We start from the raw sequence: 24,081 nt of genomic DNA, 5'->3' as shown, positions 1-24,081 counted from the left end.
GTTAATCTGTGTACAGCAATTTTTAATTCGTGCAAAGGTACGAATAACACTAAGAAACCCATGCCGCTTTACAAAACTATAACAGTAAATGAAGAAACCTCCCTTGCCATATGGAAGGTTGAAGAGACCGAAGAAAAGTTGTGGGAAAAGGTAAAGCTGACTTCACACTGCCAAACTAGGTTTAATGGGATGAAATCTGAACTTCACAGGAAGGCATTTTTAAGCATCAGGCATTTGTTGGCAGAATATGGATATGAAGATGCTGATTTAATTTATGATGAGAACGGAAAGCCTCATTTAAAAGACGGCAATTTTATCTCTATCACCCATTCGCATAATTTCACTGGAATCATCATTAGTACAACAGAACATGTGGGTATTGATATTGAAATGCAACGCGATAAAATTCTAAGAATAGCACATAAATTCACTCCTTTCGAGGAATATAAAACGTTGGCAAATACTGCTGCAGTAGTAAGGAAGTTGACCATTGTGTGGGGCGCAAAAGAATCACTTTATAAAATTTACGGACATAAAGGACTAAGCTTTTTAGAGCATATAAATGTTAAAGATTTTTTGTTTGATGCGCAAAAGACCACGGCACAAATTACATTCAAAGGAAATTTGTCTCACTATAAGATTAAATTTCTGGAGTTTGAAGCATTCACCTGTGTCTATGCTACTAGAGATAAAGAATTGAATTAATAAAAAACAAGCACACTTTAAATGAATATATCAGTAGAATTAACCTTTTCGCCATTGCAGGACGATTTTGAAGAGCACATAATTAATTTCATAAAAAAATTACGTGAATGTGGTTTAACGGTTCTTGAAAATCCGTTGAGCACACAACTTTATGGTTCTTATGATGATGTGATGGCGGTTTTGAATAAAGAAATTAAAATAGCATTTGAGCTTATGGACCGCGGACTCCTATTCATGAAAATAGTTAAATCTGATAGAAGCGACTATGAACCCCATTTTTGATTATCTCTTTGGCCAATATGCTGATTATAATACTTTAGATATTACGCTTGAAATTGTAGCTGTAATTTTTGGATTATTATCTGTGTGGTTCTCTAAGCAGAATAATATTTTAGTGTACCCTACTGGGATGGTTAGTACATCAATTTTTGTATATCTACTACTTAAATGGGGCTTAATAGGTGATATGTTAATTAATATATATTACTTTATAATGAGTTTATACGGGTGGTATATTTGGACAAGAAAGGTGGATGCAGAACATTATACCCCAATTTCTCGGGTAACCAAAAAAGAAAATATCACCTCAGTTTTCATTTTTATAGGTACGATTATTTTCGTGTTTACGGTGTATCAAGTTTTTGACAAGTGGAATAGTTGGACAGCTTATGTTGATACTATAACAACAGCCGTATTTTTTGTAGGTATGTGGTTAATGGCTAAAAGAAAAGTAGAAAATTGGATATATTGGATCATAGGAGATATAATTTCAGTGCCGTTATACTTTTATAAAGGATTTACGTTTACTAGTTTTCAATATCTAATTTTCACAATATTGGCCATTTACGGCTATAATGCATGGAAGAAAAATATAGACAAGAACCTTCAAATGTCATAAAAGTGGTTCTTTTTGGCCCAGAATCGACTGGGAAGACAACCTTATCAGAACAATTGGCAAGGCATTACCATACCGTTTGGGTACCTGAGTATGCAAGAAATTATTTGCAAGATAAATGGAACAATGAACGTAAAACTTGTGAACCACATGATTTGTTGCCTATTGCAGAAGGGCAAATGCGTTTAGAGAATGAGTTGACTAAAAAAGCCACGGATATTCTTATATGTGATACTGATTTGTTAGAAACAAAAGTATATTCAGAGGCATATTACATTGGTAATTGTGATCCTGTATTAGAAAAGTATGCTTTAGAAAATACCTATGACCTCTATTTGTTGACTTATATAGATATTCCTTGGGAGGCCGATGATTTAAGGGATAAGCCAAATGAAAGAGAAGAAATGTTCAATTATTTTAAGGACACTTTAGAGAAGTACGGCAAAAATTTTATTATCTTAAAGGGGAATAAAAAACAACGATTAGAAAAGGCCATTAACCACATAGATCAGATATTAAATAAATGATAAAACTAACTGACAACGACCAAAAGCAATTACAGAAAAAAGGAATTTCTAAAGAAAGTATGTTGAGTCATATCAACACATTTAAAGAAGGTATACCCTTTGTAAATCTTAAGAATGCAGCCGTTATAGGTAATGGTATTCTTAAATTTTCTGATACAGAAGAAATAGAGCTAATAGCATTTTATGATAATAAAATTAAAGGACTTGATATTTTAAAATTTGTACCTGCTTCTGGTGCAGCTTCTAGAATGTTCAAAGCATTATTTAATTTTCTGGATGTATATGACCCTAATGAGGAATCCCTAGATGAGTATTTGAAAAGAACCAATGATAAAGATATTAAGCAGTTTTCTGAAGGTTTAGAGCGTTTTCCTTTTTACCAAAAGGTTATGGATAGAATACGAATTACTTCTAATTCACAGGGAGAGAAAGTTTTTAGATTTATCACGGAGTTATTAGGCGAAAATGCGCTAAACTACGGTTTTTATCCAAAGGGTTTGTTGCCGTTTCATAAGTATGAATCTTCGGCAGCAACTGCTTTTGAAGAGCATTTAAAAGAAGGGGCATTGTATGCAGGGTCTAACGGACAGGCAACATTACATTTTACAGTTTCTGAGCAACATAAAGAAATGTTCGAAACCGAATTTAAAGAAGTTGCTCCTAAAGTCTCAAAGGATACAGGAATTAAATATAATGTAGATTATTCATTTCAAAAATCATCGACAGACACCTTGGCAGTAGATATGGACAATAATCCGTTTAGAAATGAAGATGGATCTGTATTATTTAGGCCAGGTGGTCATGGTGCATTAATTCAGAATTTAAACGAGCAAGATGCAGATGTAATCTTTATTAAAAATATTGATAACGTTGCAGTAATGAAAGATGCAAAAGCCGTTGCAGATAGTAAAAAAGTTTTGGCAGGAGTACTTTTAAAAGAGCAAGAAAAAGCTTTTGAATATGCAAGGATGCTGGATAAAGGAAATGTTGGAGATAATCAAATAGAAGAAATCAAGAAATTTTTGTTTACCAACTTAAATGTTCGGTTCTCAGATGACTTCGATTCAAAATCAAATGCTGATAAACTAAACATCCTAAAAGATAAAATCAATAGACCTATTCGTATTTGCGGTATGGTAAAAAATGAAGGTGAGCCTGGGGGTGGTCCGTTTTGGGTTACTAATGGTAAGGGTGAGGTTTCATTACAGATTATAGAGTCTGCCCAAATAGATATGGATAATAAACAACAAGCAGATATTCTTAAGAATTCAACTCATTTTAATCCGGTTGACTTAGTTTGTGCCGTTCGTAATTATAAAGGTCAAAAATATGACCTTTTAAAATTTGTGGATGAGAAACAAGGTTTTATTACCGGTAAAACAAAAGACGGTAAAGAATTAAAGGCACTTGAACTCCCGGGTTTATGGAACGGTGCTATGGCATTCTGGAATACAATTTTTGTAGAAGTGCCATTGGTTACGTTTAATCCGGTAAAAAGTGTGGTAGATCTTTTAAAAGAATCGCATCAGGCTTCTTAAAAAATAAATATAATGTAAAAAAGTGCGTAGTTTTTATGCACTTTTTTTGTTTTTAACTTTACCATTTTTAATATATGTGTATACTGCGTAATTAATTGTTTTAAAGTGTTTTATAATGTAATTATAGAGAATAAATCATAACCAATTAATTTTATGTACTAACATTTTATGAAAATTAAATTCTAAAATTTGTCTACTGTGTAGTCCATATGTAAGATTACTTCGTAAATATTTCAGATTAGAGAGTTATTAACGATTAAATTCTTAGGCATGAAAAATTACGCAATATTGGTATTCTTAACTTTTGGAATGATGTTTAACGCAACAGCAAAAACTAGTTCAGATATAGTTAAAACAAAAGTTATTATTGAAACAGCTGACGAATACGTAAAGATAAAATCGAGTGAATTAACTCCGCCGGTTATAGAAGAAATTTTAAAGCAATACCCGACATCTAAACTTGGGGGTGTTTTTAAAAATGATAAAGGCGAATTCAAATTAATAATGGTTTTAAAAAGTGGAACAAGAAGAACAGTTTACATAGACCAGTATGGTAATTGGATTACTAGAAAATAGTCTGTTTCACGAATAGAAATAAAAAAAACTGCTTTTTGCAGTTTTTTTTTATTCAAAATGTGACCAACCAGAAAATCTTGTGTCTTACTTATTGAAACAAGTTATGTAACAATGGTCACAATATTTTTTTTAGCTATTACATCAACATATTTCCTAATAACAATAGCTGTGATTTCTAATATATGTATAGCAGATAAAGTAGTAATAAAATCACTTTCGCGTAAACACTAACCGTTAACTATGAAGGTGCCACCAAAAAGTAATTGTATTTAGAATATTCCCCAGATTAGCATAGCCAATTTTAGTTGTTGTTGATTAATTGAGGTGTTAGTTAAAGATTTTAAAGCAAAAGTTTGATAGGTGGTTTGAGGGGGGAGCTGCATTTGCAGCTCCTTTTTTTTAATGATGAATTAGAGATAGTTCTATTTCAATTTTTTAGATAAAAAAGGGTCCTTCTATTATCCACTTGGAGCGGTGTACGTTAAAGGGGTGTAAATTTAGAATAATTAAAAGTAAATTTTAAATAAGTAAATTAGTTTGTTCAAGTTGGTTTGGTCGGCAAAGGGTAGCACAAAGTTACCCTTTGTTATTTTTAATTCAATCAATTTTATAAGTACCACTAAATTTAAATGGTAAAAAAAGCCACAAGCCAATTGTGTTTTAGTATAAATTTATTTCAATTATGGTAAAGTTGTGATACTAAAGAGGATAAGATGTTTTGTGATATAAAGTTAATTAAACAAGTTGTTATTTTTTAAATTTCTTTATGACAGTTTAAATAACTGCAGTACTTTTGCTGCATCTCAAAGGGGTGCCGAGTTCCATTATTGGAACAAAGCTGAGATTATACCCAAAGAACCTGGGCGGGTAATGCTGCCAAGGGACCGAGCGTTAAAAAAATGTCCGGTGGACATTTTTAGCGAGGGGCCAGCTGGCGTAATGGCTGACTTCATTTTGGAAAAGGAGCGTAGTTGCTCAAAAATCAATTTTAACTTAGAATAATAGCCCCTTTTATTCGTAATAATTTTACGAATGAAACTATCTATTTTCACAATTGCGGCGTTTTTTGCGCTGAGTATGGGTATCTATGCCCAAGAACAGGGAACCGATTCTTTAGAGGGTCAAAAAGTAATCCTCGACGAAGTATTCGTCTCGGCAATTAGGGTAACCAAAGAATCTCCGGTTACATTTTCAAATCTAACTAAAGAGGATATTAAACCTAGGAATTTAGGGCAAGATATTCCCGTATTAATGAATTTTTTACCCTCTGTAGTAACCACCACCGATGCCGGAGCAGGAGTAGGTTACACTGGTATTAGAGTAAGGGGTAGTGATGCCACAAGAATCAATGTGACCATAAATGGTATTCCTTACAACGATTCCGAATCGCAAGGAACATTTTGGGTGAACATGCCCGATTTTGCTTCCTCTACAGAAAGCTTGCAATTACAACGAGGTGTTGGTACGTCAACCAATGGCGCAGGTGCATTTGGGGCAAGTTTAAATGTGTTGACCGATGGCTTTTCTCAAGATGCATTTGGTCAAATTTCTACATCTATAGGGAGCTATAATACCTTAAGAAATAACTTAAAGTTTAGTGCCGGAATGTTAAATGACCATATTGAAATATCAGGTAGATTGTCTAAGATTAAATCTGACGGATATATCGATAGAGCTCGGTCCGACTTGGATTCTTACTTTTTACAAGGAGCCTATAAAGATGATAATTCGTTGGTCAAAGCTATTATTTTTGGTGGTCATGAAGTAACTTATCAAGCATGGAATGGTATAGATGCGCAGACCTTAAAAGAGGATAGAACTTTTAATCCATCAGGTATATATACGGATTTAGAGGGTAATACTCAATTTTATAATAATGAAGTAGATGATTATAAGCAGGATCATGCTCAACTGTTATGGAATGAGAAGATTTCGGATTTCTGGAGTACCAACATTGCATTGCACTACACAAGAGGTAGGGGCTTCTTTGAGCAATATAAAGAGGCAGATGATTTTTCTACTTATAATTTTCAGCCAATAACCGTTGATGGTGAAGAAGTTAATACTACCGATGTCATAAGAAGGCGATGGTTGGATAACGATTTCTATGGAACCGTATTTTCTGCAAATTATAAGAAAGATAAACTAGATTTAATAATTGGCGGAGGATTCAATACGTACGAAGGCGATCATTTTGGTGAGGTAATTTGGGCAAGATATGCCAGTAACAGTAGTTTTCAAGATCGTTATTATGACGATAGCTCCTCTAAAACTGATTTTAATGTGTATACAAAAGCAAATTATCAATTAACGGACCAATTGTCATTATATGGAGATTTGCAATATAGAACGGTTGGTTATAAAGCAAACGGTGAGGAAACTGGTTTGGTCGACGATACATTTAATTTTTTTAACCCAAAAGCTGGACTTACTTTCGATTTTAATGCGAATAACAATTTCTACTTTTCTTATGCAGCTGCAAGTAGAGAGCCAAATAGAAATGATTATGAAAGTGGTAATCCAAAGCCAGAGAAATTAAATGATTTTGAATTAGGATGGAGATACGTATCTGCAGATGTACAGGTAAATACAAATCTTTATTACATGAAATATAAAGATCAGTTAGTGGTAACAGGTGAGTTAAATGATGTTGGTGCGCCATTGAGAGAGAATGTTGGTGATAGTTACAGATTTGGTTTAGAAGTTGATGCTAATATTAAAGTGGGCGATAAATTTAATATACGACCTAATCTTGCTATCAGTGATAATAGGAATAAAGACTTTTTTATTGATAGAGATGATGAATTACAAGGTTTGGGAGATACTAATATTGCATTTTCACCGGGTCTGGTAGCGGGTAATATTCTTAGTTATATGCCATGTAATGCATTGAGTCTTTCGTTGTATTCAAAGTTCGTTGGAGAGCAATATTTAAGTAATACAGATACAGAAGCATCTAAGTTAGATTCTTATTTCACGAACGATTTCAACATTACCTATGAAATGGAAATAAACAATGTGGTGAAGTCCGTCGTATTCTCTGGGTTGGTGAATAACATCCTTAACGAGAAATATGTATCTAACGGCTATACCTATTTAGATAGTTGGTCTACACCAGGTAATACGTTTGAAGTACAAGGGTATTATCCGCAGGCAGGTACTAACTTTTTATTGGGAGCGACGATAACTTTTTAAGAATACAAATATTTAAAAAGATAGTATAAAATTGAATTAAATATTCTTCTACACATGCCACGTGTAGAAGAATATTCTATTTTAGAATCCTAATAATTAGGGTTATGAAGCGTAATATTCCAGTATTTGGCAGTAAGTTAAGGAACAATATAGTTACCGTACCAGAGGCAATAGCGCAATACTCTGGTATTCGTGTATTTGGGCAGTCAATAAAGTCGTTTCTGTTTAGTACAGATGTGGCAATTATCAGAAATACGAATGCCAATGCTATTATTGCGGTCTATCCATTTACGCCTCAACCGGTAATTTCAAATGCTTTGATTTTAGCTGCGGACAAACCTATATTTTGCGGAGTAGGTGGCGGAATAACAACAGGAGTAAGATCCTTAGAATTGGCCATACATGCCGAGTTTCAAGGTGCTTTGGGAGTGGTTTTAAATAAGCCGACCCCAAACAACCTTATAAGTATGTTAAAAAATAAAATTGATATTCCTGTTACCATAACAGTTGTTTCGGAAAAAGATGATATAAAGGGAAGATTAGATGCCGGAGTTGATATTTTTAATGTTTCTGGTGCTAATAAAACAGTAGATATTATCAAGAAAATTAGAGATTTAAGTTCAGAAGTAGCCATTATAGCAACAGGCGGTAAAACAGACGAAACTATAATAAAGGCTATAGATGCAGGTGCAAACGCCATTTCATATACACCACCCACTACAGGGGAACTATTCAAAGAAATTATGGATAAATATCGTTCAGAAGAATAACGCTTAATTAGATATTACAACAATGTTTCCACCATAGCTAGCTCTGTATTCTAACATGTCGTAATAACGATTGCCATCATCAGGTTTATCTAAAAGCTGTCCGGTAAAAAGACTGTATTTATAACCTTCGCAAGAACAGGTAGCAACTTGCCCACTAAAAGTCATGGTTGAACAATCATTAGGAGCATGGTTTGGACAACTTGCCTCGAAAGCCCTAAACTGGTCAAAGCCTGCATTAATAACAAAAACACCTTTGGTGCCGGCTGTTGCACTTGATATATAAACTGCACTTCCTATATTTGTTAAAGGGCTGTAAGACGGCAAATTCAAGTTTGCTTCAAAACGAAAGTTAATCTCTTGTAAATAAGGATTTCTATTGGTGCCGTCATTACTGCAAGCGGTAATTAGCAATAAAAGTAAGATGCTTATTATACGGTTCATGTTGAAATTTTGTTTTGAAAAACTAAGGCAAATTTGCGTAAAATTTATGTATATTTGTGTTAAATCCTCTCTTAAAAAGCCGTCTTAAAAGGCAATTGCAGAGGATTTGTCTATTTATAAAACGAGGATGTTATGAGTAACGTATCATACTATACTGCTGAGGGTTTAAAAAAACTAAAAGCAGAACTTAATCATTATAGAGATGTAGAGCGGCCAAAGGCTTCACAAGCAATAGCCGAAGCAAGAGATAAGGGCGATTTATCTGAGAATGCCGAATATGATGCTGCCAAGGAAGCGCAAGGTCTTCTAGAGATGAAAATTGCTAAAATGGAGAATATTGTGGCAAATGCGAGGTTAATTGATGAATCTCAATTAGACACTTCTAAAGTTTTGGTCCTATCAATCGTGAAATTGAAAAACCAGAGTAATGGAATGGAGATGACTTATAAATTAGTTGCAGAAAGTGAAGCTGATTTAAAAACAGGGAAAATTTCTGTTAATTCTCCAATAGGAAAAGGTCTACTAGGAAAGAAAGTAGGAGATACCGCAGAAATTATAGTACCAAATGGTGCATTGAAATTTGAAATTCTTGAAATAACAAGAGGTTAATTTTTTAAAATAACTATATTTAATCCTACCCTTGCTTAAAAGGGTAGGATTTTTTGTTTCTACAATAAAACGTAACATATGCCAACAATTTTTACTAAAATAATTAATGGGGAAATACCTTGTTATAAGGTTGCCGAAGATGAAAAACATTTGGCTTTTTTAGATATTAATCCTAATGCCAAAGGGCATACACTTTGTATTCCTAAAAAAGAAGTAAACAAAATATTGGATCTTGATGAAAAAGCATATTTAGATTTAATGTCGTTTTCAAGAAAAGTAGGAAAAGCATTGGAGAAAACTGTTGATTGTAAACGTGTGGGTATGTCGGTTATTGGTTTAGAAGTACCTCATGTTCATGTGCATTTAATTCCTTTAAATGAAATGAAAGATGCTACATTTCAACATAAGGTTAAATTAACGGATGAGGAATTAAGTAATCTAGCCAAAGCTATTAGTTCTAAAATTGAATAGTACTAGTAATATATAGGTAAATAACTGCTGCAACTATGGCAACTAGGGTTAACATAAGTGCGTAGAAAAGTAAAGTAGGCTTAGAGGATTTTTTCTCTGGTATGGCTGTCTTTTTGTAGTAATTAAACATGCGTTCAATATCCTCGGTCCAACTTACTGGGTAAATGGTACAGTGGCATGTATTGCAAACAAGTTTATTGCTTAAATCAGATGTAATTTTATGAAAAAAGCTGCCGTACGTGTGTTTTTGAAAAAAGGTTAGCTTTAAATCTTGGTTAAAACATTCGGGACAATTGTTGTTTAGCCCTGCTTCTTTGATAACTACTAGTTTTTCCTTTGCCATAATTAATGAACAACTTTTAAAGAAATTTGCATAATTGTGCCTTCCTTACCAGATGAAAGTACTTTAATTTTGCCATCGTGATATTCTTCTACAATACGCTTAACTAATGAAAGGCCTAGGCCCCATCCTCTTTTTTTAGAAGTGAACCCAGGTGTAAAGATACTATTATAGTTGCTTTTAGAAATTCCGTGACCAGTATCTGCAATTAAAATATTTACATACTTGCCGTCAGGGACTATTTCTATGGCAATACTACCCTTGCCGCGCATAGCATCAATTCCGTTTTTTACTAAATTTTCTATGGTCCAATTATATAAAGAACTGTTCAGTAAAACAGGTAGTTGATCTACTTTAGAATTAAAAGAAAAATGAATAAGTTTAGAACTTCTTCTTTTTAAATAATCATAAGCATCTTTAGTTTCGCTTACAATATCGCTTTCTATAAGTTTTGGTAATGATCCAATTTTTGAAAATCGTTCTGTAATTGTTTGTAATCTGTCAATATCTTTTTCTATTTCTTTGGTAATGCTAGGGTTTATAGATTCGGTTTTTAATAATTCGTTCCAACCTAAAAGAGATGATAATGGCGTGCCTATTTGGTGTGCGGTTTCCTTAGCCATACCTGCCCATAGTTTGTTTTGCTCCGAGGCTTTGTTTGTTTTAAATAGAAAATAAATTACTGCTGCAAAAAGAAATATGATCAACAATAAAGCAATTGGGTAAAATTTTAATTTGTTCAGTACATCAGAATTACCATAATAAAGTGTTGCTAAATGCTCTCCTTTTTGGTCAATAGATATGGGAATGTTTTCACCTTTAAATTTTCTTAATTGTTGTTGAATATAAATTGAATCTTTAGACTTGTTAAGTGGAAAATTATTTACCCGAACAGATTTATCTTTATTAATAAGAATCATTGGGGTAGACGTATTATTTTGAAATACTTTCAAATGAAGACTCCCTAGATCTACAGTCTCGGAAGATTGCAAAAATTCTGATTGTGCGGTTGCCCAAATTTCCATTTTTAAGCGTTCTTCTTCTTTAAATTTTTTAAAAAAGCTGTTCGTATTCCATAAGATTAAGCTCACAACTGCAAAAGAGCCTATCAATAGGAAAATGTTGGAAATTTTGTTTTTAGGAATAAAGTTCATCCAATAGCTGTCTAACAATAAAGATAACCCAAAATGTAAATAATTGTTGTGTAGTTATCATTGCGCATGTTTTATTAACCCATCATTTTATGTATTTTTGATTTTTATTGTAAAAAGAATTCAAGATGGAAATAGAAGGCAAAGTAAAATTAATTGGAGAAACCCAAACCTTTGGTTCAAATGGGTTTAGAAAAAGAGAAGTAGTAGTAACTACGGACGAACAATATCCTCAACATATAATGGTAGAGTTTGTTCAAGATAAGTGCGATTTATTGAATTCTTATAAGGTTGGGCAAGATGTAAAAGTTAGTATTAATCTTAGAGGTCGCGAGTGGACAAACCCGCAAGGTGAGGTAAAGTACTTTAACTCCATTCAAGGTTGGAGAATAGAGGGTTCGGCACAGGCTGCGTCAGCATCAGGAATGCCACCGGTGGCACCTATGGAGGCATTTGATCCAGCTGATGATTTAAACGAAGAGGATCATGATGATCTTCCGTTTTAATGACGAAAAATAAATAGTATATGGCGAAATGCCTTTAAACATAAACTTGTTTGACTTAAATGTTAAACAGGTTTTTTTGTTTTGTACTCATTTATTTAATTTGAAAATAAAAAGTGGAAAAAGAGCAACATAAATTGTTTTTTTTAACGGACAAATTAGTTTTTCCTCCGGTTGATTCTGCAAATTCTGACGGGCTGCTTGCGGTTGGCGGTGATTTGTCTCCAGAACGCTTATTATTGGCCTATAAAAAAGGTATTTTTCCTTGGTTCGATAATGATTCGATTATATTATGGTGGAGTCCTAATCCAAGAATGGTCTTGTATCCAGATAAGATTAGGGTGTCTAAGAGCATGAAAAAAGTAATTAGAGACGATAAATTTAAATTAACAAAAAACACATGTTTTAATGAAGTTTTAGAGCATTGTTCCTCAGTTTCTAGAAAAGGTCAGGATGGCACTTGGATAACCAAGGAGATGAAAAATGCCTATTTAGAGTTATATGAACGCGGTATTGCTAAATCATATGAGGTTTGGGAAGGTGAAAATTTAGTAGGTGGATTGTATGGTATTGATTTGGGCCATGTTTTTTGTGGAGAAAGTATGTTCAGTTTAACGTCCAATGCATCTAAATTTGCCTTTATTAAATTAGCAGAAGAATTAAGGGATAAAGAATATGGTATAATAGATTGTCAATTACATACAGAGCATTTGGCAAGTATGGGTGCACAAGAAATATCTAGAAAAGAGTTTGTAAGACTTTTAAATGCGCGTTAATAGACCTACTTTTTAAATGAAAATACTGTAGTGTGCAAATTAAAATGGTTGACCCGCTTAATATAAAACATGGTCATAATTTGTAGGAAGCGATGTTTTAATTTGCTTAAAATTTCCATCGGCATCAAATAAAATTTCATAATCGAGATAGCCTTTTTTCTTTCGTCCGGCCACTACCAATTCATAATTATTGGTAGATAAAATAAGGTTCTGAAACGCGTTTTTAAATATTTTTTCTAATGAGTCAATACTTGAAGGATATTGCTGTTTCATCTTTTTTATTTTGTATTTATAGAAAGTATTGTTCAAATATTCTACAATATTAGAATAGGTGTCATTTGGAAAATCAGTGGGTTTTATAAGTATTTCTATATTCTTCAAAGTACTTTCTTTGTCAAATTCTATGCCGTACCACAACTTGTCTTTTTTAAGTTTTGCTACATAACTAATTTTTAAGCTATCGGTTTCTTTATAAAACTTAATGCGCTTAAAAGTGGGTACATATGTAGTAATTGTAGAAATGGCTTCAGCTGGAAATTGTGATTTAAGAATGCGATGCTCCCTTTCATATTTGTATTGAGAGTAGCCAAAATGAGAACACAGTATAAAAGCTGCAAAAGTTATTTTCAGTTGAATGTTTTTCATGAAAAGAATAGGTTTTGATTAGACTTCTGAGTATCTAAAACAATTAACTTCATGATCATTGACCATACCTGTCGCCTGCATAAAAGCATACATAATGGTGCTGCCAACAAATTTAAATCCTCGCTTTTTTAAATCTTTACTAATAGCATCAGAAGTAGGGGTATTTGCAGGTGCATCTTTGTAATTTGTTATGTTGTTTTTAACTTGAGCATTATCTACAAATGACCAAATATAACTACTGAAACTGCCAAATTCTTCTTGGATTTTAATGAATGCTTGGGCGTTAGTTACCGTGGCACGTACTTTTAATTTATTTCTAATAATTCCTTCATCTTGTAATAGCTCTAGAATTTTGGATTCAGGGTATTTGGCAATTTTTTTATATTCGAAATGATCAAATGCAACTCTAAAATGTTCACGTCTTTTTAAGATGGTGATCCAGCTTAAACCAGCTTGGAAAGTTTCTAAAACAAGAAATTCAAATAGTAAGTCATCGTCTTTTATGGGTACTCCCCACTCTTGATCGTGGTAAGCTTCATAAAGTGTATCTCCTTTGCACCAACCGCATCTATTTGGTTCCATAATCTTTTGTATTTACATACAAAAGTATTGAAATGATATGAGGTTTTAATGATTGTAATTCAAAAGGGTAATATCAATTATGAGATGATTTTCTAATAAAAATATGTAATACTTTCTATAATAAATGTTAAACTATTATTACTTAATAGTAATACTATTATATTTGCAATTATTTTTAAATAGGGGTTATGGACAGACTATTACAAGGGGTACAAATAAAAATCAACGAGAAGTTGTATTTGAAAGATCCAGAATCTTCAGATTTGGGAAAGAAAATTATAGAAACAAGTATTCAGATGATTAATGAAATGGGTTTTGAAAACTTTACATTCAAAAAGTTAGGATTGCAAATAGGGTCTAATGAAAGTTCCATCTATCGTTACTTTGAAAATAAACATAAGTTGTTGATATATTTAACTTCATGGTATTGGGGTTGGATGGAATATCAATTAGTATTTGCTACAAATAGCATTAAAAATTCTAAAGAAAAATTATTAAAGGCCATTTTAATAATGACCAGGGAAATAAAAGAAGACTCTGCCTTTTCTCATATTAATGAAGTCGCATTAAATACAATTGTTATTAATGAGTATTCTAAATCGTATTTAACTAAAGAGGTGGATGCTGAAAATAGAGAGGGGTATTTTGTCATCTATAAAAGACTTATAGGAAGGCTAAGAGATATGATCAAAGAAGTGAATACAACCTACCAGTACCCATCTAGTTTGGCAAGTACCATATTGGAGAACGGACTTCATCAATATTTTTTAAAGGAGCATTTTCCTTCACTTACAGATTGTAATGAGCAGGTTTCTCCAACACAATATTTAACACATTTGGTTTTTAATACTTTAAATCAAGACCTTCATGAGTAAAAATATTTTAACAGCATGGCAACGATTTATTGGGTTATTAAAACTCGATAAAAAAGATATTTTTCAGGTGTTCTACTACGCTATATTTGCTGGTATTGTAAACTTATCGCTTCCTTTGGGCATACAGGCAATTATTAATTTAATGCAAGGAGCTCAAATAAGTTCTTCGTGGATCGTACTTGTTGTTTTGGTGACTTTAGGCGTAGCCTTTGTAGGTATTTTACAATTAATGCAAATAAGAATCATTGAGAATGTGCAACAAAAAATATTCACAAGATCTTCATTTGAATTTGCATATAGATTTCCTAAAATTAAAATGAGTGAACTTTATAACTACTATCCTCCAGAGCTGGCGAATAGGTTTTTTGATACCTTGACAATACAAAAATCATTATCAAAAGTATTGATTGATTTTCCAGCGGCCTTGTTGCAGATTATATTTGGGCTGTTGCTACTCTCATTCTATCACCCGTTTTTTATTGTATATGGTTTATTACTGCTATTACTAATATATGTAGTATTTAAGTTTACGGCACAACGCGGTTTAGATACAAGCTTAGATGAATCTAAAAGCAAGTATAAGGTGGCCCATTGGTTGCAAGAAGTTGCCCGTTCTATAGTAAGTTTTAAGTTATCTGGCAAAACATCACATGCCTTAGATAAGAACGACACCTTGGTGGTAGAGTACCTAAACGCCAGAGAAAGTCATTTTAGGGTAATTGTTTTACAATTTATACAAATGATCGGTTTTAAGGTTCTGGTTACGGCAGGACTTTTGCTAATTGGCGGATTATTAGTGTTAAACCAAGAAATGAATATTGGGCAGTTTGTAGCTGCAGAAATTATAATTCTATTGGTGATCAGCTCTGTAGAGAAGTTAATAACTGGACTGGAAACATTTTATGATTTACTGACCTCATTAGAAAAAATGGGACAAGTTGTAGATAAAAAATTAGAGCTACAAGATGGCGAAAAGCCATTTATAGAGAACCAGGCTTTTACGGTAGAATTAAGCGATATTGTTTATAGTGTACCACAGCAAAAAAGAGAAATAATTTCACATCTTAGTTTAACTATTTCTCCCTCATGTACAATTTTGCTTCGTGGTGATAGTGGTTCAGGTAAAAATACGTTGTTAAGAATAATTGCAGGAATTATAGAGCCAGATAGTGGTGGAGTGTATTTAAATGGAGTTTCATTAAAGGGAGTGAACCTAAATTATTATCGATCACATTTAGGGCAGTCATTACCAGAAGAATCTCCTTTTGAAGGTACCATATTAAATAATATCACTTTTGGAGATAAAGAAATAACATTTGAACAGGTTTATTGGGCGTTAGATAAGGTAGGTTTAGCGGATTTTGTAAAAAGACAACCAGATGGATTAAATACCGTTCTTTATCCAGAGGGAAAGCAAATACCTTATACAGTTTCAAAGAAAATTGTTCTTGCTAGAAGTATAGTGCGCAAACCTAAACTACTCATATTAAAAGACCCCCTAGACCAGTTCAATATAGAAGAAGCTGACCGAATTTTAAACTTTTTAAGCGACCCTGAAAATGGTTGGGCCTTGCTTGTGGTAAGTGAAAATAATAAATGGATTAAGAAATGTTCACGCATTATTACTATGGAAAAAGGAAAGATTATTAACGAAATATCGGGAAAAGATGCTTAATATATCTAACAATAAACTAAATGAAAAGGTGTCTATTGAGCGTTTTAAATCTGTTCAAAAGGTCAGTCATCAAAGACATTACAAGCATTTTAATCGTTTTTTACTAGCTTTTGCAATTTTTGGTTTTATCGTTTTGTTTCTTCCGTGGACACAAACTATAAATTCAAGAGGTTTTTTAACCACTTTAACTCCAGGGCAAAGACCTCAAACCATTCAATCCCAAATACCTGGTAGAATAGAAGAATGGTTTGTAAAAGAAGGTGATTATGTTGAAAAGGGAGATACCATTCTTTTTATATCGGAAATTAAATCTGAATATTTTGACCCTAATTTGGTTGAACGTACCGGTCAACAATTAAAATCTAAAAGCTCCTCGGTTGAGTCTTATGGAGATAAAGTAAAGTCCTTGGATAATCAAGTAGCTGCACTTTTTAATGAAAGAAGGTTAAAGCTGGAACAGGCAAAAAACAAATTGTTACAATCTAAATTAAAGGCACAAAGTGACAGTATTGATTTTGAAGCGGCAAAGACCAACATTAAAATTGCTGAGCGCCAATATGAAAGAACCGCCCAATTAGAAAGCGAAGGACTAAAGGCCGTTACAGATGTAGAAGAAAAACGATTAAAACTTCAAGAAACACAAGCTAAATTACTTTCGCAAGAGAATAAGCTGTTGGCAGCTAAAAATGAAATTATTAATGCCGAAGTTGAAATAAATAGCGTACAGGCTTCCTATACCGATAAAATATCTAAAGCACAAAGCGATAAGTTTACCGCAATGTCTAATCAATTTGATTCTGAGGCGCAGGTTAGCAAATTAGAAAATGATTTTACGAATTATCAAATGCGAAATGAGCTTCGTTATATTCGTGCACCTCAAAATGGCTATATCAATACGGTAATTACTGCCGGTATAGGGGAAACATTTAAAGAAGGGACTCCTTTAGTTGGTATTATGCCCGCAGATTATGATATGGCTGTAGAAACTTTTGTTAGTCCTATAGACTTACCCTTAATTCATTTAGGTGAAAAAGTAAGAATTCAGTTCGATGGTTGGCCTGCTATCGTATTTAGCGGTTGGCCAAATGTCTCTTATGGGACATATGCAGGTGAGGTTGTTGCAATTGAGACTTTTATAAATGCTAATGGAAAATATAGGGTTTTATTATCACCCGATAAAGAGGATCAACCATGGCCTAGCGCACTGCGTGTAGGTTCTGGTGCAAATACAATTGCTTTATTAGAAGATGTGCCAATTTGGTACGAGCTATGGAGGCAATTAAATGGTTTCCCTCCCAACTATTATCAGCCCCAAGGAGCTCAAAGTAAATCTATAAAGAAATAATAATGCGAAATATTACCGTAGTAATTTATTTTCTTCTTGGGTTTTTTGTCAACGCCCAAAGTACCGATTCAGTTCAGTTGAATTTTAAAGAGTATTTGGGGTATGTAAAAAGGTACCATCCCATTGCTAAACAAGCTGAGATGGTATTGAGCGTTGGGCAAGCAAATTTAATGAAAGCAAGAGGTGGTTTTGATCCTAAGGTAGCTGTAGACTATGCTACAAAAGAGTTTAAAGGGACGGAGTATTACGATCTACTGAATACTACTTTCAAAATACCTACATGGTACGGCATTGAGTTTAAAGGAAGTTTTGAACAGTATTCAGGAGAATATGTAAACGCAGAACGTAATGTCCCAGAAAATGGCTTGTATAGCGCTGGGGTTTCACTTTCTTTAGGTCGTGGGTCTTGGATTAACGAGCGTATGGCTACCGTTAAAAAAGCTAAATTTTTTAGAGAACAGTCCAATGCGGATAGAGATATATTGGTAAATCAAATCATTTTCGATGCTTCATTAGCTTATTTCAATTGGTTACAAGCGTATCGGAACAGTCAAGTATTTACTGATTTTCTTAGTAATGCAAAGGTTAGGTTAAAGGGTGTTGGGCGTAGTGCAATGGCTGGTGAAATAGCTGCAATTGATACAGTAGAAGCTAAAATTGCTGTGCAAAACAGAGCATTAGAAATGGAACAAGCTAAAGTTATATTACAAAATGCAAGGTTAGCGCTTTCTAATTATTTATGGATGGGAGAAAATATTCCAGTGGAACTACAGCCTAATGTTGTTCCAGATATTACCTTGGATGTGGAGATAGACCAAGCACTGGAAATTTTAGGAAAACCGTTAGATAGTTTTTCTATTGCGAATCATCCAAAGCTTAAATCATTAAGGTATAAAATTGATGGTTTAGAAGTGGATAAGCGCCTAAAAACCAATAAACTATTACCAAGAATAGATGTACAATATAATTTCATTACAGATACTCCCGATAGTTTTGATTCTTTTGAGACTCAAAATTATAAAGGAGGATTAAATTTTGAACTCCCACTCTTTTTAAGAAAAGAGCGCGGAGATTTAAAATTGGCCAAATTAAAATTAAGGGATGCAGAATTTGAGATGGATAACGCTGAAGTAGAAATACAGAATAAAGTTTTAGCAATATATAATGAGTTGGAGTCTTTTGAAAGCCAGAATGTTTTAATAGATGATATCGTATATAGTTATAAGGCACTTTTAGCTGCCGAAGAACGTAAGTTTAGCTTTGGTGAAAGTTCACTTTTTTTAATAAACTCAAGAGAAAGTAAATTGATTGATGCTGTATTAAAACAAAATCAGGTGGAGAATAAGTATTTTACAGCTAAGGCTAAATTGTTTAATAGTTTAGCCGTTAATCCTGAGAATTTGTAAATTATGGAAATAGCTAAAAATGAAGCAAATTAAAGTAAATAAAAAAGAGGATTATAAATTACTGGCAAAGGACACCTTTTTTATAATAACAGGAATTATTGCAGCAGCATTTGGTTTAGAAAGTTTTCTACTTCCTAATAGTTTTATTGATGGCGGGGCTACCGGTATTTCCCTTTTAATAGCCGAAACAGCGGATATTCCCTTATATCTATTGATAATTGCAGTAAATATTCCATTTATATTTTTAGGATATAAAGTAATTGGAAAAATATTTGCCATAAAAACAGGTTTTGCAATTTTAGGTCTTGCTTTAGTACTAGCGGCTATAAATTTTCCGGAGGTAACACAAGATAAGCTCTTGGTTGCTGTATTTGGAGGTTTCTTCCTAGGAGCTGGTATAGGCTTGTCGGTAAGAGGGGGTAGTGTACTTGACGGTACTGAGGTTTTAGCAATTTTTCTAAGCAGAAAATTAGGCACCACAATAGGTGATATTATAATTTTGATTAACATTTTAGTTTTTTCTGCAGCGGCGTACATGCTGTCATTGGAGACCGCTTTATATTCTATGCTAACCTATCTGTCAGCATCCAAAACATTGGATTTTGTAGTTGAGGGTATTGAAGAATATACCGGAGTCACCATTATATCCGAGTCAAGTGAAGATATAAGACTCATGATTATTGATAAATTAGGTCGTGGTCTTACAATTTATAAGGCTAAAGGCGGATTTGGAAAAAATGGTGTCCATAGTGAGTACGATGTTATTTATACGGTTATTACACGCTTAGAAATTCGCCGATTAAATATTGAAATCACTAAAATAGATCCCAAAGCGTTTGTTGTAATGGGTAAGATTAATGATACACGTGGCGGAATGATAAAGAAACGATCTTTGTAAGTTTTGCAATTTTACTACTACTAAATCTTTCGATTAGAGAATAGAATTAGTAAAAATCAGTTTGATGGAATCAGTAATTGAAAACATAATAGAAAAGAGTTTAGAGAACAGTTATAGTTATGCTGAATATAGAAATTTAGTAGCTAATTTGGCTAAGAAAGGAGCATCTACAGGTCCTGAGCAAAACGAGGCATTAGCACAATACACTCAATTAAATAATAGCCGAATGAAACGATGGGACAAAACCCTAAAGTTTAGTGATGAGGCAATTGCAAAAATAAAATCTGTAGATCATAAGATTAAATGGGTGGTATTAACTGAAAGCTGGTGTGGCGATGCTTCACCTGCATTACCGGTAATAAGTAAAATAGCAGAATTAAATACTAATATATCCCTGTCAATAATTTTGCGTGATGAAAATTTAGAAGTAATGAATAGGTTTTTAACCAATGGGTCAATGTCTATACCTAAGTTAATAGCAATGGATACAGATGAAGATACTATCGTAGCAACATGGGGTCCTAGGTCTATGAAAGCTACACAATTGGTAGAAGAATATAGAGCAAAGTATGGCCTGTTAACGCCCGAGCTTAAACAAGATTTACAAGTTTTTTATAATAAGGATAAGGGTCAAAGTGTGCTTGATGATATACTGAAATTACTTCCCTTGAAATAGGTAGGTAATAGTGCCTTTTTGAGATTCTTTTTCAGACGCACTAAATCTAGCTTTTAAAGCATAGTTAATAGCATTTTCTACAAGACAACCGTTAGATGTGCCAGAGCTTTTTTCATTGAAATCTGCTTCGGTAACATCTCCCAGGGCATTTACTTCAATATTGATAACAACTTTTCCTCCTTCAATACAAGTATAAATTGGGGGAGGTAATTTATAGCTATTACGGTCTACTAATGAATAGGAAACAGAGGTTCTTCTAGCTGCCAGGTTATTGGTAAACTCTTTTTTCTGAGCTTCTTTTTCACCTAATAGTTGTCTTTTTTCTTCTCTTTTTTTGGACAATGCCTTAACCCTTTCGTAGTATCCACTATCTGATATATTATCTTCTGTAGGGTCGCCATCACTCATTTCGCTGCGCTCCTCCATTAACTCCTCTAATGTTTGTAAAGGCTCAGGATTACCATAGCTAGGTTTGGCAGTTTCGTTAAATGCTAAATGACTTTTTATTGGGTCAGCTTTGGCTTGTTCTTCTTTAGCTAGTTCTTCCTCTACTATTTCTTCCAGAATTTCTGGGTCTAACAACATTTCTACAACATAATCATCTTCAGATTCTTCTTCGCCGCCTAATTGAATTGTATACATTACCAACACTACAATAGCCATGCTAAAGAATGTAATGAGAAATGATAATTGTTGTCGGTTTAGATTCATATGTATATAACCTTAATAATACTAAATTATTTTAGGGTATCGATATAACGAACTCAATTGTTTTGTTATTCGTTTTCTTGCGGACCTAATAAAGTATCTGCAAAGACCAAAGGGTCTACACCATTATTTACGTTGAAATCACCTATTTTGGTTCTTCTCAGTAATGATAAATGTGCGCCAGAGTTAAGTGCTTCACCAAAATCATTGGCGATTGAACGTATATAGGTGCCTTTACTACAAGCAATTCTAAAATGAACATCTAGCTGGTCTATTTTGATGATTTCAAAAGCACTAACGGTAACCTTTCTTTTTGGAATATCAACTGTCTTGCCTTCACGTGCCAGTTCGTACAAACGTTTACCATCTTTTTTTAATGCGGAAAAAACAGGGGGTGCCTGATCAATTTCACCAATAAATTGGCGGGTAGTTGCTTGTATTAAATCGGGCGTGATATGGTCAGTTGTAAAAGATTCGGTGATTTCTGTTTCTAGATCATAAGAGGGCGTTGTACCGCCTAATGTAATAATGCCGGTATATTCTTTTTCTTGACCTTGATATTCAGTAATTTTTTTCGTGAATTTTCCCGTGCAGATTACAAGTAAACCAGTTGCTAACGGGTCTAAGGTGCCAGCGTGTCCAATTTTAAATTTCTTTAAACTGAATTTTTTACGGATGGCCCATTTCAATTTATTGACTGCTTGAAACGATGACCAACCTAATGGTTTGTCAATCAAAATTAGCTGACCATTTAAATAATCTTCTTTGGTCAAATCTTTCATGAATCTGCGTGTTTAAATAGTACTACGGATTTGTAAATCCATAAAAAACTGCAATTAGACCTACGATTAAGCAGTAGATAGCGAAATAAGATAGTTTGCTTTTACGTACTAATTGTATCATCCAAGTACAAGCAGCTAAACCAGCTAAGAAAGCAGCAATAAAGCCTGCCCCCATTGCTACATTATTTTCTCCATCAAAAGTTAAATCTCCGCTCATTAGGTCTTTGGCAATTTTACCAAAGATTAATGGTACTACCATTAAGAAAGAAAATCGGGCAGCTTTTGATTTATCTACACCTAAAAGTACAGATGTAGAGATGGTAGCGCCACTGCGAGATATTCCAGGCAGCATGGCAATAGCTTGTGAAATTCCAACAATAAAGGCATTTCGGAAGCTTACTTTTTTATTGGTGTCTTTTGCTTTATCGGCAAAATATAAAAGTACTGCTGTTATAATTAGCATAAAACCAACAAACCGAATATTACCACCAAAGAAAGACTCTAGTTGTTCTTCAAAAAATAACCCTACAAATACCGCCGGAAGCATAGAGATAATAATTTTGGCGGAAAACTGACTTTCATCGTTCCATTTAAACTGAAACAAACCACTGATAATTTCCCAAATGTCTTTTCTGAAGACAACTATGGTACTTAATGCTGTTGCAAAATGGAGTACAACGGTAAAAAGTAAACTCTCTTCTTGGACAGAATGGTCTCCTAAAATAGCTTTTCCTAACTCTAAATGACCACTTGATGAAACAGGCAAAAACTCGGTTAATCCTTGAATAATACCAAGAATAATAGCGTCTAAAGTATCCAATTATTCTTTCTTTTTATGAGGGTTTAACAAAATGGCATAAATTTCTATACCTAAACCAATAAGCACCAAAGTAGGTGCTAATCTTATTCTTCTGAAATTATAGATTTCAGGATTAAATACGTTGGGGTCGTCACTACCGCCACCACTCATTAAAATAAACCCGAGGGCAATACAAGCAAGGCCAATAAACATAAACATGTAATTTTTCTTTTGAAAAATAAACTCTTGTTTAGATTGCTGTTCAACTTTGTTCTTTTTACTCATGTTGCAAATTTAATAATATAATTCGTCCGTTCTAAGATTTAAGAAGCGTTGGGTCGCAATATAGGTGCTAAAGAACGAAATAAGAATACCCAATAGAAAAACGCTAACAAACAAAATAACAAGAATATAGGGGTCTTCTAATAAGCCTAAATCTTGAAAATTTGTATTTACATAATATACAACTCCACCAATAGCGATCAATGCAATTGCAGCCCCTATCATACCTAATTTAATATTTTGCCAAATAAAAGGTCTTCTAATAAAAGTTTTAGTTGCCCCTACCATTTGCATGGTTTTAATAATAAATCTTTTAGAGTAAATAGAAAGGCGAATAGAACTATTAATAAGCAATACGGCTATAAAAGTAAAAATGGCGCTAGCTACTAAAATCCAAAAGCCAATTTGCTCAACACTTTTGGCGACCATACTTACTAAAACCTTATCATAGCTAACTTCGTCAACAAATCCTTTTTCAGAAAGGGTTGTAGCTATTTCTTCTACTTTTTCTGCAGTAACAAAATCTGCATTTAGTTTTATGTCAATAGAGTTTTTTAGCGGATTGTATCCTAAATAATCTACAAAGTCTTCACCTATTTCTTCACTATGTAATTTGGCAGCCTCTTCTTTGGTAACGTAGGTAGATGACTTCGTATAGTCAGACATGGCCAATGTCTTTTGAAGCTGTTCAACCTCAATTTCCTTGGTGTTTTCTTTTAAAAAGACCGATATAGTTATCTGCTCTTTAGAGCGATCTGCCATTTTTTTGGTGTTTAAAACCAATAATCCTAAAATTCCTAGTAGGAACAAGACCAATGCAATACTTAACACCACAGAAAAATAGGAGGAGATGAGTTTGCGTCTTTGATAATTTTCGAAAGAGTTAGCCATAATACTTATAAAGTGCAGTA

General features: G+C 33.5%; 28 protein-coding genes. 18 read left to right on the top strand and 10 right to left on the bottom strand.

The genetic code is table 11. From position 1 onward, the window contains the following. Positions 1–60 precede the first annotated feature (60 nt). The 8 genes from BTR34_RS06815 to BTR34_RS06775 all read left to right on the top strand — a co-directional run bounded on the left by BTR34_RS06815 (position 61) and on the right by BTR34_RS06775 (position 8,206). Positions 61–705 carry a 4'-phosphopantetheinyl transferase family protein gene (locus tag BTR34_RS06815; protein WP_068485302.1) on the top strand — a complete coding sequence of 215 codons (645 nt, stop codon included), beginning with the start codon at positions 61–63 and terminating at the stop codon, positions 703–705. A gap of 21 nt (positions 706–726) precedes the next feature. After that, a complete protein-coding gene (locus BTR34_RS06810) occupies positions 727–987 on the top strand; it encodes a thiamine-binding protein (RefSeq protein WP_068485301.1) in 261 nt (86 codons plus the stop codon). Continuing rightward, positions 971–1,603 carry a nicotinamide riboside transporter PnuC gene (pnuC, locus tag BTR34_RS06805; RefSeq protein ID WP_068485300.1) on the top strand — a complete coding sequence of 211 codons (633 nt, stop codon included), beginning with the start codon at positions 971–973 and terminating at the stop codon, positions 1,601–1,603. Before BTR34_RS06810 ends, pnuC begins: the two co-directional genes overlap by 17 nt. Then, entirely contained in the window at positions 1,564–2,127 is a 564-nt protein-coding gene (locus tag BTR34_RS06800; RefSeq protein WP_068485299.1) for an AAA family ATPase, read from the top strand. The genes pnuC and BTR34_RS06800 overlap by 40 nt, the downstream gene beginning before the upstream one ends. Next, complete coding sequence (locus tag BTR34_RS06795) at positions 2,124–3,665, top strand: DUF4301 family protein (RefSeq protein ID WP_068485298.1); 1,542 nt, start codon at positions 2,124–2,126, stop codon at positions 3,663–3,665. The genes BTR34_RS06800 and BTR34_RS06795 overlap by 4 nt, the downstream gene beginning before the upstream one ends. A 270-nt stretch (positions 3,666–3,935) precedes the next feature. Beyond that, positions 3,936–4,241 carry a hypothetical protein gene (locus BTR34_RS06790; protein WP_068485297.1) on the top strand — a complete coding sequence of 102 codons (306 nt, stop codon included), beginning with the start codon at positions 3,936–3,938 and terminating at the stop codon, positions 4,239–4,241. Between the two features lie 1,032 nt (positions 4,242–5,273). Beyond that, entirely contained in the window at positions 5,274–7,436 is a 2,163-nt protein-coding gene (locus BTR34_RS06780) for a TonB-dependent receptor (protein WP_068485295.1), read from the top strand. Positions 7,437–7,540: 104 nt separating this feature from the next. Then, on the top strand, positions 7,541–8,206 hold the full coding sequence (locus BTR34_RS06775; protein ID WP_068485294.1) for a hydrolase: 666 nt from the start codon (positions 7,541–7,543) through the stop codon (positions 8,204–8,206). Between the two features lie 3 nt (positions 8,207–8,209). Here the strand turns inward: BTR34_RS06775 and BTR34_RS06770 are convergent, their stop codons facing one another. Continuing rightward, positions 8,210–8,647, bottom strand: a complete 438-nt coding sequence (locus tag BTR34_RS06770) for a Rieske (2Fe-2S) protein (RefSeq protein ID WP_068485293.1) — start codon at positions 8,645–8,647, stop codon at positions 8,210–8,212. Positions 8,648–8,779: 132 nt separating this feature from the next. On the opposite strand from BTR34_RS06770, the gene greA reads away from it, so the two are divergent. Both greA and BTR34_RS06760 read left to right on the top strand, forming a co-directional pair. Continuing rightward, complete coding sequence (greA, locus tag BTR34_RS06765) at positions 8,780–9,256, top strand: transcription elongation factor GreA (protein WP_068485292.1); 477 nt, start codon at positions 8,780–8,782, stop codon at positions 9,254–9,256. 78 nt (positions 9,257–9,334) lie between these two features. Next, on the top strand, positions 9,335–9,727 hold the full coding sequence (locus BTR34_RS06760; RefSeq protein ID WP_068485291.1) for an HIT family protein: 393 nt from the start codon (positions 9,335–9,337) through the stop codon (positions 9,725–9,727). Here the strand turns inward: BTR34_RS06760 and BTR34_RS06755 are convergent. Together BTR34_RS06755 and BTR34_RS06750 are read right to left on the bottom strand one after the other, a co-directional pair. After that, positions 9,714–10,070: a hypothetical protein gene (locus BTR34_RS06755; protein WP_068485290.1), complete on the bottom strand. Its 357-nt coding sequence runs from the start codon at positions 10,068–10,070 to the stop codon at positions 9,714–9,716. The genes BTR34_RS06760 and BTR34_RS06755 overlap by 14 nt on opposite strands. 2 nt (positions 10,071–10,072) lie before the next feature. Continuing rightward, entirely contained in the window at positions 10,073–11,221 is a 1,149-nt protein-coding gene (locus BTR34_RS06750; RefSeq protein WP_068485289.1) for a sensor histidine kinase, read from the bottom strand. 125 nt (positions 11,222–11,346) lie between these two features. On the opposite strand from BTR34_RS06750, the gene BTR34_RS06745 reads away from it, so the two are divergent. Further along, positions 11,347–11,724 (top strand): DUF3127 domain-containing protein, encoded by a 378-nt coding sequence (locus BTR34_RS06745; RefSeq protein ID WP_068485288.1) that lies wholly within the window; start codon positions 11,347–11,349, stop codon positions 11,722–11,724. A gap of 113 nt (positions 11,725–11,837) precedes the next feature. Beyond that, the gene (gene aat / locus BTR34_RS06740; RefSeq protein WP_235843231.1) at positions 11,838–12,497 is read left to right on the top strand and encodes a leucyl/phenylalanyl-tRNA--protein transferase; all 660 of its coding nucleotides are present in this window, start codon (positions 11,838–11,840) and stop codon (positions 12,495–12,497) included. Positions 12,498–12,554: 57 nt separating this feature from the next. On the opposite strand, the gene BTR34_RS06735 is transcribed toward aat, so the two are convergent. Further along, positions 12,555–13,142 (bottom strand): hypothetical protein, encoded by a 588-nt coding sequence (locus tag BTR34_RS06735; RefSeq protein WP_235843229.1) that lies wholly within the window; start codon positions 13,140–13,142, stop codon positions 12,555–12,557. A gap of 18 nt (positions 13,143–13,160) precedes the next feature. Further along, positions 13,161–13,724 (bottom strand): DNA-3-methyladenine glycosylase I, encoded by a 564-nt coding sequence (locus BTR34_RS06730; protein ID WP_068485287.1) that lies wholly within the window; start codon positions 13,722–13,724, stop codon positions 13,161–13,163. Positions 13,725–13,912: 188 nt separating this feature from the next. Here BTR34_RS06730 and BTR34_RS06725 point away from each other — a divergent pair, with 188 nt between their 5' ends. The 6 genes from BTR34_RS06725 to BTR34_RS06700 all read left to right on the top strand — a co-directional run bounded on the left by BTR34_RS06725 (position 13,913) and on the right by BTR34_RS06700 (position 20,599). Then, positions 13,913–14,599, top strand: coding sequence for a TetR/AcrR family transcriptional regulator (locus BTR34_RS06725; RefSeq protein ID WP_068485286.1), 687 nt, complete (start codon positions 13,913–13,915; stop codon positions 14,597–14,599). Next, the gene (locus tag BTR34_RS06720) at positions 14,592–16,274 is read left to right on the top strand and encodes a peptidase domain-containing ABC transporter (protein WP_068485285.1); all 1,683 of its coding nucleotides are present in this window, start codon (positions 14,592–14,594) and stop codon (positions 16,272–16,274) included. The genes BTR34_RS06725 and BTR34_RS06720 overlap by 8 nt, the downstream gene beginning before the upstream one ends. Next, the gene (locus BTR34_RS06715; RefSeq protein WP_068485284.1) at positions 16,267–17,619 is read left to right on the top strand and encodes an HlyD family secretion protein; all 1,353 of its coding nucleotides are present in this window, start codon (positions 16,267–16,269) and stop codon (positions 17,617–17,619) included. Before BTR34_RS06720 ends, BTR34_RS06715 begins: the two co-directional genes overlap by 8 nt. 2 nt (positions 17,620–17,621) lie before the next feature. Next, positions 17,622–19,025 (top strand): TolC family protein, encoded by a 1,404-nt coding sequence (locus BTR34_RS06710; protein ID WP_068485283.1) that lies wholly within the window; start codon positions 17,622–17,624, stop codon positions 19,023–19,025. Between the two features lie 19 nt (positions 19,026–19,044). Further along, on the top strand, positions 19,045–19,923 hold the full coding sequence (locus tag BTR34_RS06705; protein WP_068485282.1) for a YitT family protein: 879 nt from the start codon (positions 19,045–19,047) through the stop codon (positions 19,921–19,923). Positions 19,924–19,987: 64 nt separating this feature from the next. Continuing rightward, the gene (locus BTR34_RS06700; protein WP_068485281.1) at positions 19,988–20,599 is read left to right on the top strand and encodes a thioredoxin family protein; all 612 of its coding nucleotides are present in this window, start codon (positions 19,988–19,990) and stop codon (positions 20,597–20,599) included. Here the strand turns inward: BTR34_RS06700 and BTR34_RS06695 are convergent. The 5 genes from BTR34_RS06695 to BTR34_RS06675 form a co-directional block, all read right to left on the bottom strand. Next, on the bottom strand, positions 20,582–21,310 hold the full coding sequence (locus BTR34_RS06695) for a hypothetical protein (protein ID WP_068485280.1): 729 nt from the start codon (positions 21,308–21,310) through the stop codon (positions 20,582–20,584). The genes BTR34_RS06700 and BTR34_RS06695 overlap by 18 nt on opposite strands. 65 nt (positions 21,311–21,375) lie before the next feature. Next, the gene (truB, locus tag BTR34_RS06690; protein WP_068485279.1) at positions 21,376–22,089 is read right to left on the bottom strand and encodes a tRNA pseudouridine(55) synthase TruB; all 714 of its coding nucleotides are present in this window, start codon (positions 22,087–22,089) and stop codon (positions 21,376–21,378) included. Positions 22,090–22,111: 22 nt separating this feature from the next. Continuing rightward, positions 22,112–22,909, bottom strand: coding sequence for an undecaprenyl-diphosphate phosphatase (locus tag BTR34_RS06685; RefSeq protein WP_068485278.1), 798 nt, complete (start codon positions 22,907–22,909; stop codon positions 22,112–22,114). Then, positions 22,910–23,173, bottom strand: a complete 264-nt coding sequence (locus BTR34_RS06680) for a DUF3098 domain-containing protein (protein ID WP_068485277.1) — start codon at positions 23,171–23,173, stop codon at positions 22,910–22,912. Positions 23,174–23,182: 9 nt separating this feature from the next. Beyond that, positions 23,183–24,061: a cell division protein FtsX gene (locus tag BTR34_RS06675; protein WP_068485276.1), complete on the bottom strand. Its 879-nt coding sequence runs from the start codon at positions 24,059–24,061 to the stop codon at positions 23,183–23,185. Positions 24,062–24,081: the final 20 nt, after the last annotated feature.

Source organism: Maribacter hydrothermalis (assembly GCF_001913155.1).
Lineage (GTDB): Bacteria > Bacteroidota > Bacteroidia > Flavobacteriales > Flavobacteriaceae > Maribacter > Maribacter hydrothermalis.
The sequence above is the reverse complement of the archived record's forward strand: the minus strand, read 5'-3'. Positions and strand labels throughout refer to the sequence as shown.

What these genes read in the sequence shown, in the direction of transcription:
- BTR34_RS06815 (WP_068485302.1), top strand. Translation starts at nt 61, where the DNA reads ATGCCGCTTTACAAAACTATAACAGTAAATGAAGAAACCTCCCTTGCC.
- BTR34_RS06810 (WP_068485301.1), top strand. Translation starts at nt 727, where the DNA reads ATGAATATATCAGTAGAATTAACCTTTTCGCCATTGCAGGACGATTTT.
- pnuC (WP_068485300.1), top strand. Translation starts at nt 971, where the DNA reads ATGAACCCCATTTTTGATTATCTCTTTGGCCAATATGCTGATTATAAT.
- BTR34_RS06800 (WP_068485299.1), top strand. Translation starts at nt 1,564, where the DNA reads ATGGAAGAAAAATATAGACAAGAACCTTCAAATGTCATAAAAGTGGTT.
- BTR34_RS06795 (WP_068485298.1), top strand. Translation starts at nt 2,124, where the DNA reads ATGATAAAACTAACTGACAACGACCAAAAGCAATTACAGAAAAAAGGA.
- BTR34_RS06790 (WP_068485297.1), top strand. Translation starts at nt 3,936, where the DNA reads ATGAAAAATTACGCAATATTGGTATTCTTAACTTTTGGAATGATGTTT.
- BTR34_RS06780 (WP_068485295.1), top strand. Translation starts at nt 5,274, where the DNA reads ATGAAACTATCTATTTTCACAATTGCGGCGTTTTTTGCGCTGAGTATG.
- BTR34_RS06775 (WP_068485294.1), top strand. Translation starts at nt 7,541, where the DNA reads ATGAAGCGTAATATTCCAGTATTTGGCAGTAAGTTAAGGAACAATATA.
- BTR34_RS06770 (WP_068485293.1), bottom strand. Translation starts at nt 8,647, where the DNA reads ATGAACCGTATAATAAGCATCTTACTTTTATTGCTAATTACCGCTTGC.
- greA (WP_068485292.1), top strand. Translation starts at nt 8,780, where the DNA reads ATGAGTAACGTATCATACTATACTGCTGAGGGTTTAAAAAAACTAAAA.
- BTR34_RS06760 (WP_068485291.1), top strand. Translation starts at nt 9,335, where the DNA reads ATGCCAACAATTTTTACTAAAATAATTAATGGGGAAATACCTTGTTAT.
- BTR34_RS06755 (WP_068485290.1), bottom strand. Translation starts at nt 10,070, where the DNA reads ATGGCAAAGGAAAAACTAGTAGTTATCAAAGAAGCAGGGCTAAACAAC.
- BTR34_RS06750 (WP_068485289.1), bottom strand. Translation starts at nt 11,221, where the DNA reads ATGAACTTTATTCCTAAAAACAAAATTTCCAACATTTTCCTATTGATA.
- BTR34_RS06745 (WP_068485288.1), top strand. Translation starts at nt 11,347, where the DNA reads ATGGAAATAGAAGGCAAAGTAAAATTAATTGGAGAAACCCAAACCTTT.
- BTR34_RS06735 (WP_235843229.1), bottom strand. Translation starts at nt 13,142, where the DNA reads ATGAAAAACATTCAACTGAAAATAACTTTTGCAGCTTTTATACTGTGT.
- BTR34_RS06730 (WP_068485287.1), bottom strand. Translation starts at nt 13,724, where the DNA reads ATGGAACCAAATAGATGCGGTTGGTGCAAAGGAGATACACTTTATGAA.
- BTR34_RS06725 (WP_068485286.1), top strand. Translation starts at nt 13,913, where the DNA reads ATGGACAGACTATTACAAGGGGTACAAATAAAAATCAACGAGAAGTTG.
- BTR34_RS06720 (WP_068485285.1), top strand. Translation starts at nt 14,592, where the DNA reads ATGAGTAAAAATATTTTAACAGCATGGCAACGATTTATTGGGTTATTA.
- BTR34_RS06715 (WP_068485284.1), top strand. Translation starts at nt 16,267, where the DNA reads ATGCTTAATATATCTAACAATAAACTAAATGAAAAGGTGTCTATTGAG.
- BTR34_RS06710 (WP_068485283.1), top strand. Translation starts at nt 17,622, where the DNA reads ATGCGAAATATTACCGTAGTAATTTATTTTCTTCTTGGGTTTTTTGTC.
- BTR34_RS06705 (WP_068485282.1), top strand. Translation starts at nt 19,045, where the DNA reads ATGAAGCAAATTAAAGTAAATAAAAAAGAGGATTATAAATTACTGGCA.
- BTR34_RS06700 (WP_068485281.1), top strand. Translation starts at nt 19,988, where the DNA reads ATGGAATCAGTAATTGAAAACATAATAGAAAAGAGTTTAGAGAACAGT.
- BTR34_RS06695 (WP_068485280.1), bottom strand. Translation starts at nt 21,310, where the DNA reads ATGAATCTAAACCGACAACAATTATCATTTCTCATTACATTCTTTAGC.
- truB (WP_068485279.1), bottom strand. Translation starts at nt 22,089, where the DNA reads ATGAAAGATTTGACCAAAGAAGATTATTTAAATGGTCAGCTAATTTTG.
- BTR34_RS06680 (WP_068485277.1), bottom strand. Translation starts at nt 23,173, where the DNA reads ATGAGTAAAAAGAACAAAGTTGAACAGCAATCTAAACAAGAGTTTATT.
- BTR34_RS06675 (WP_068485276.1), bottom strand. Translation starts at nt 24,061, where the DNA reads ATGGCTAACTCTTTCGAAAATTATCAAAGACGCAAACTCATCTCCTCC.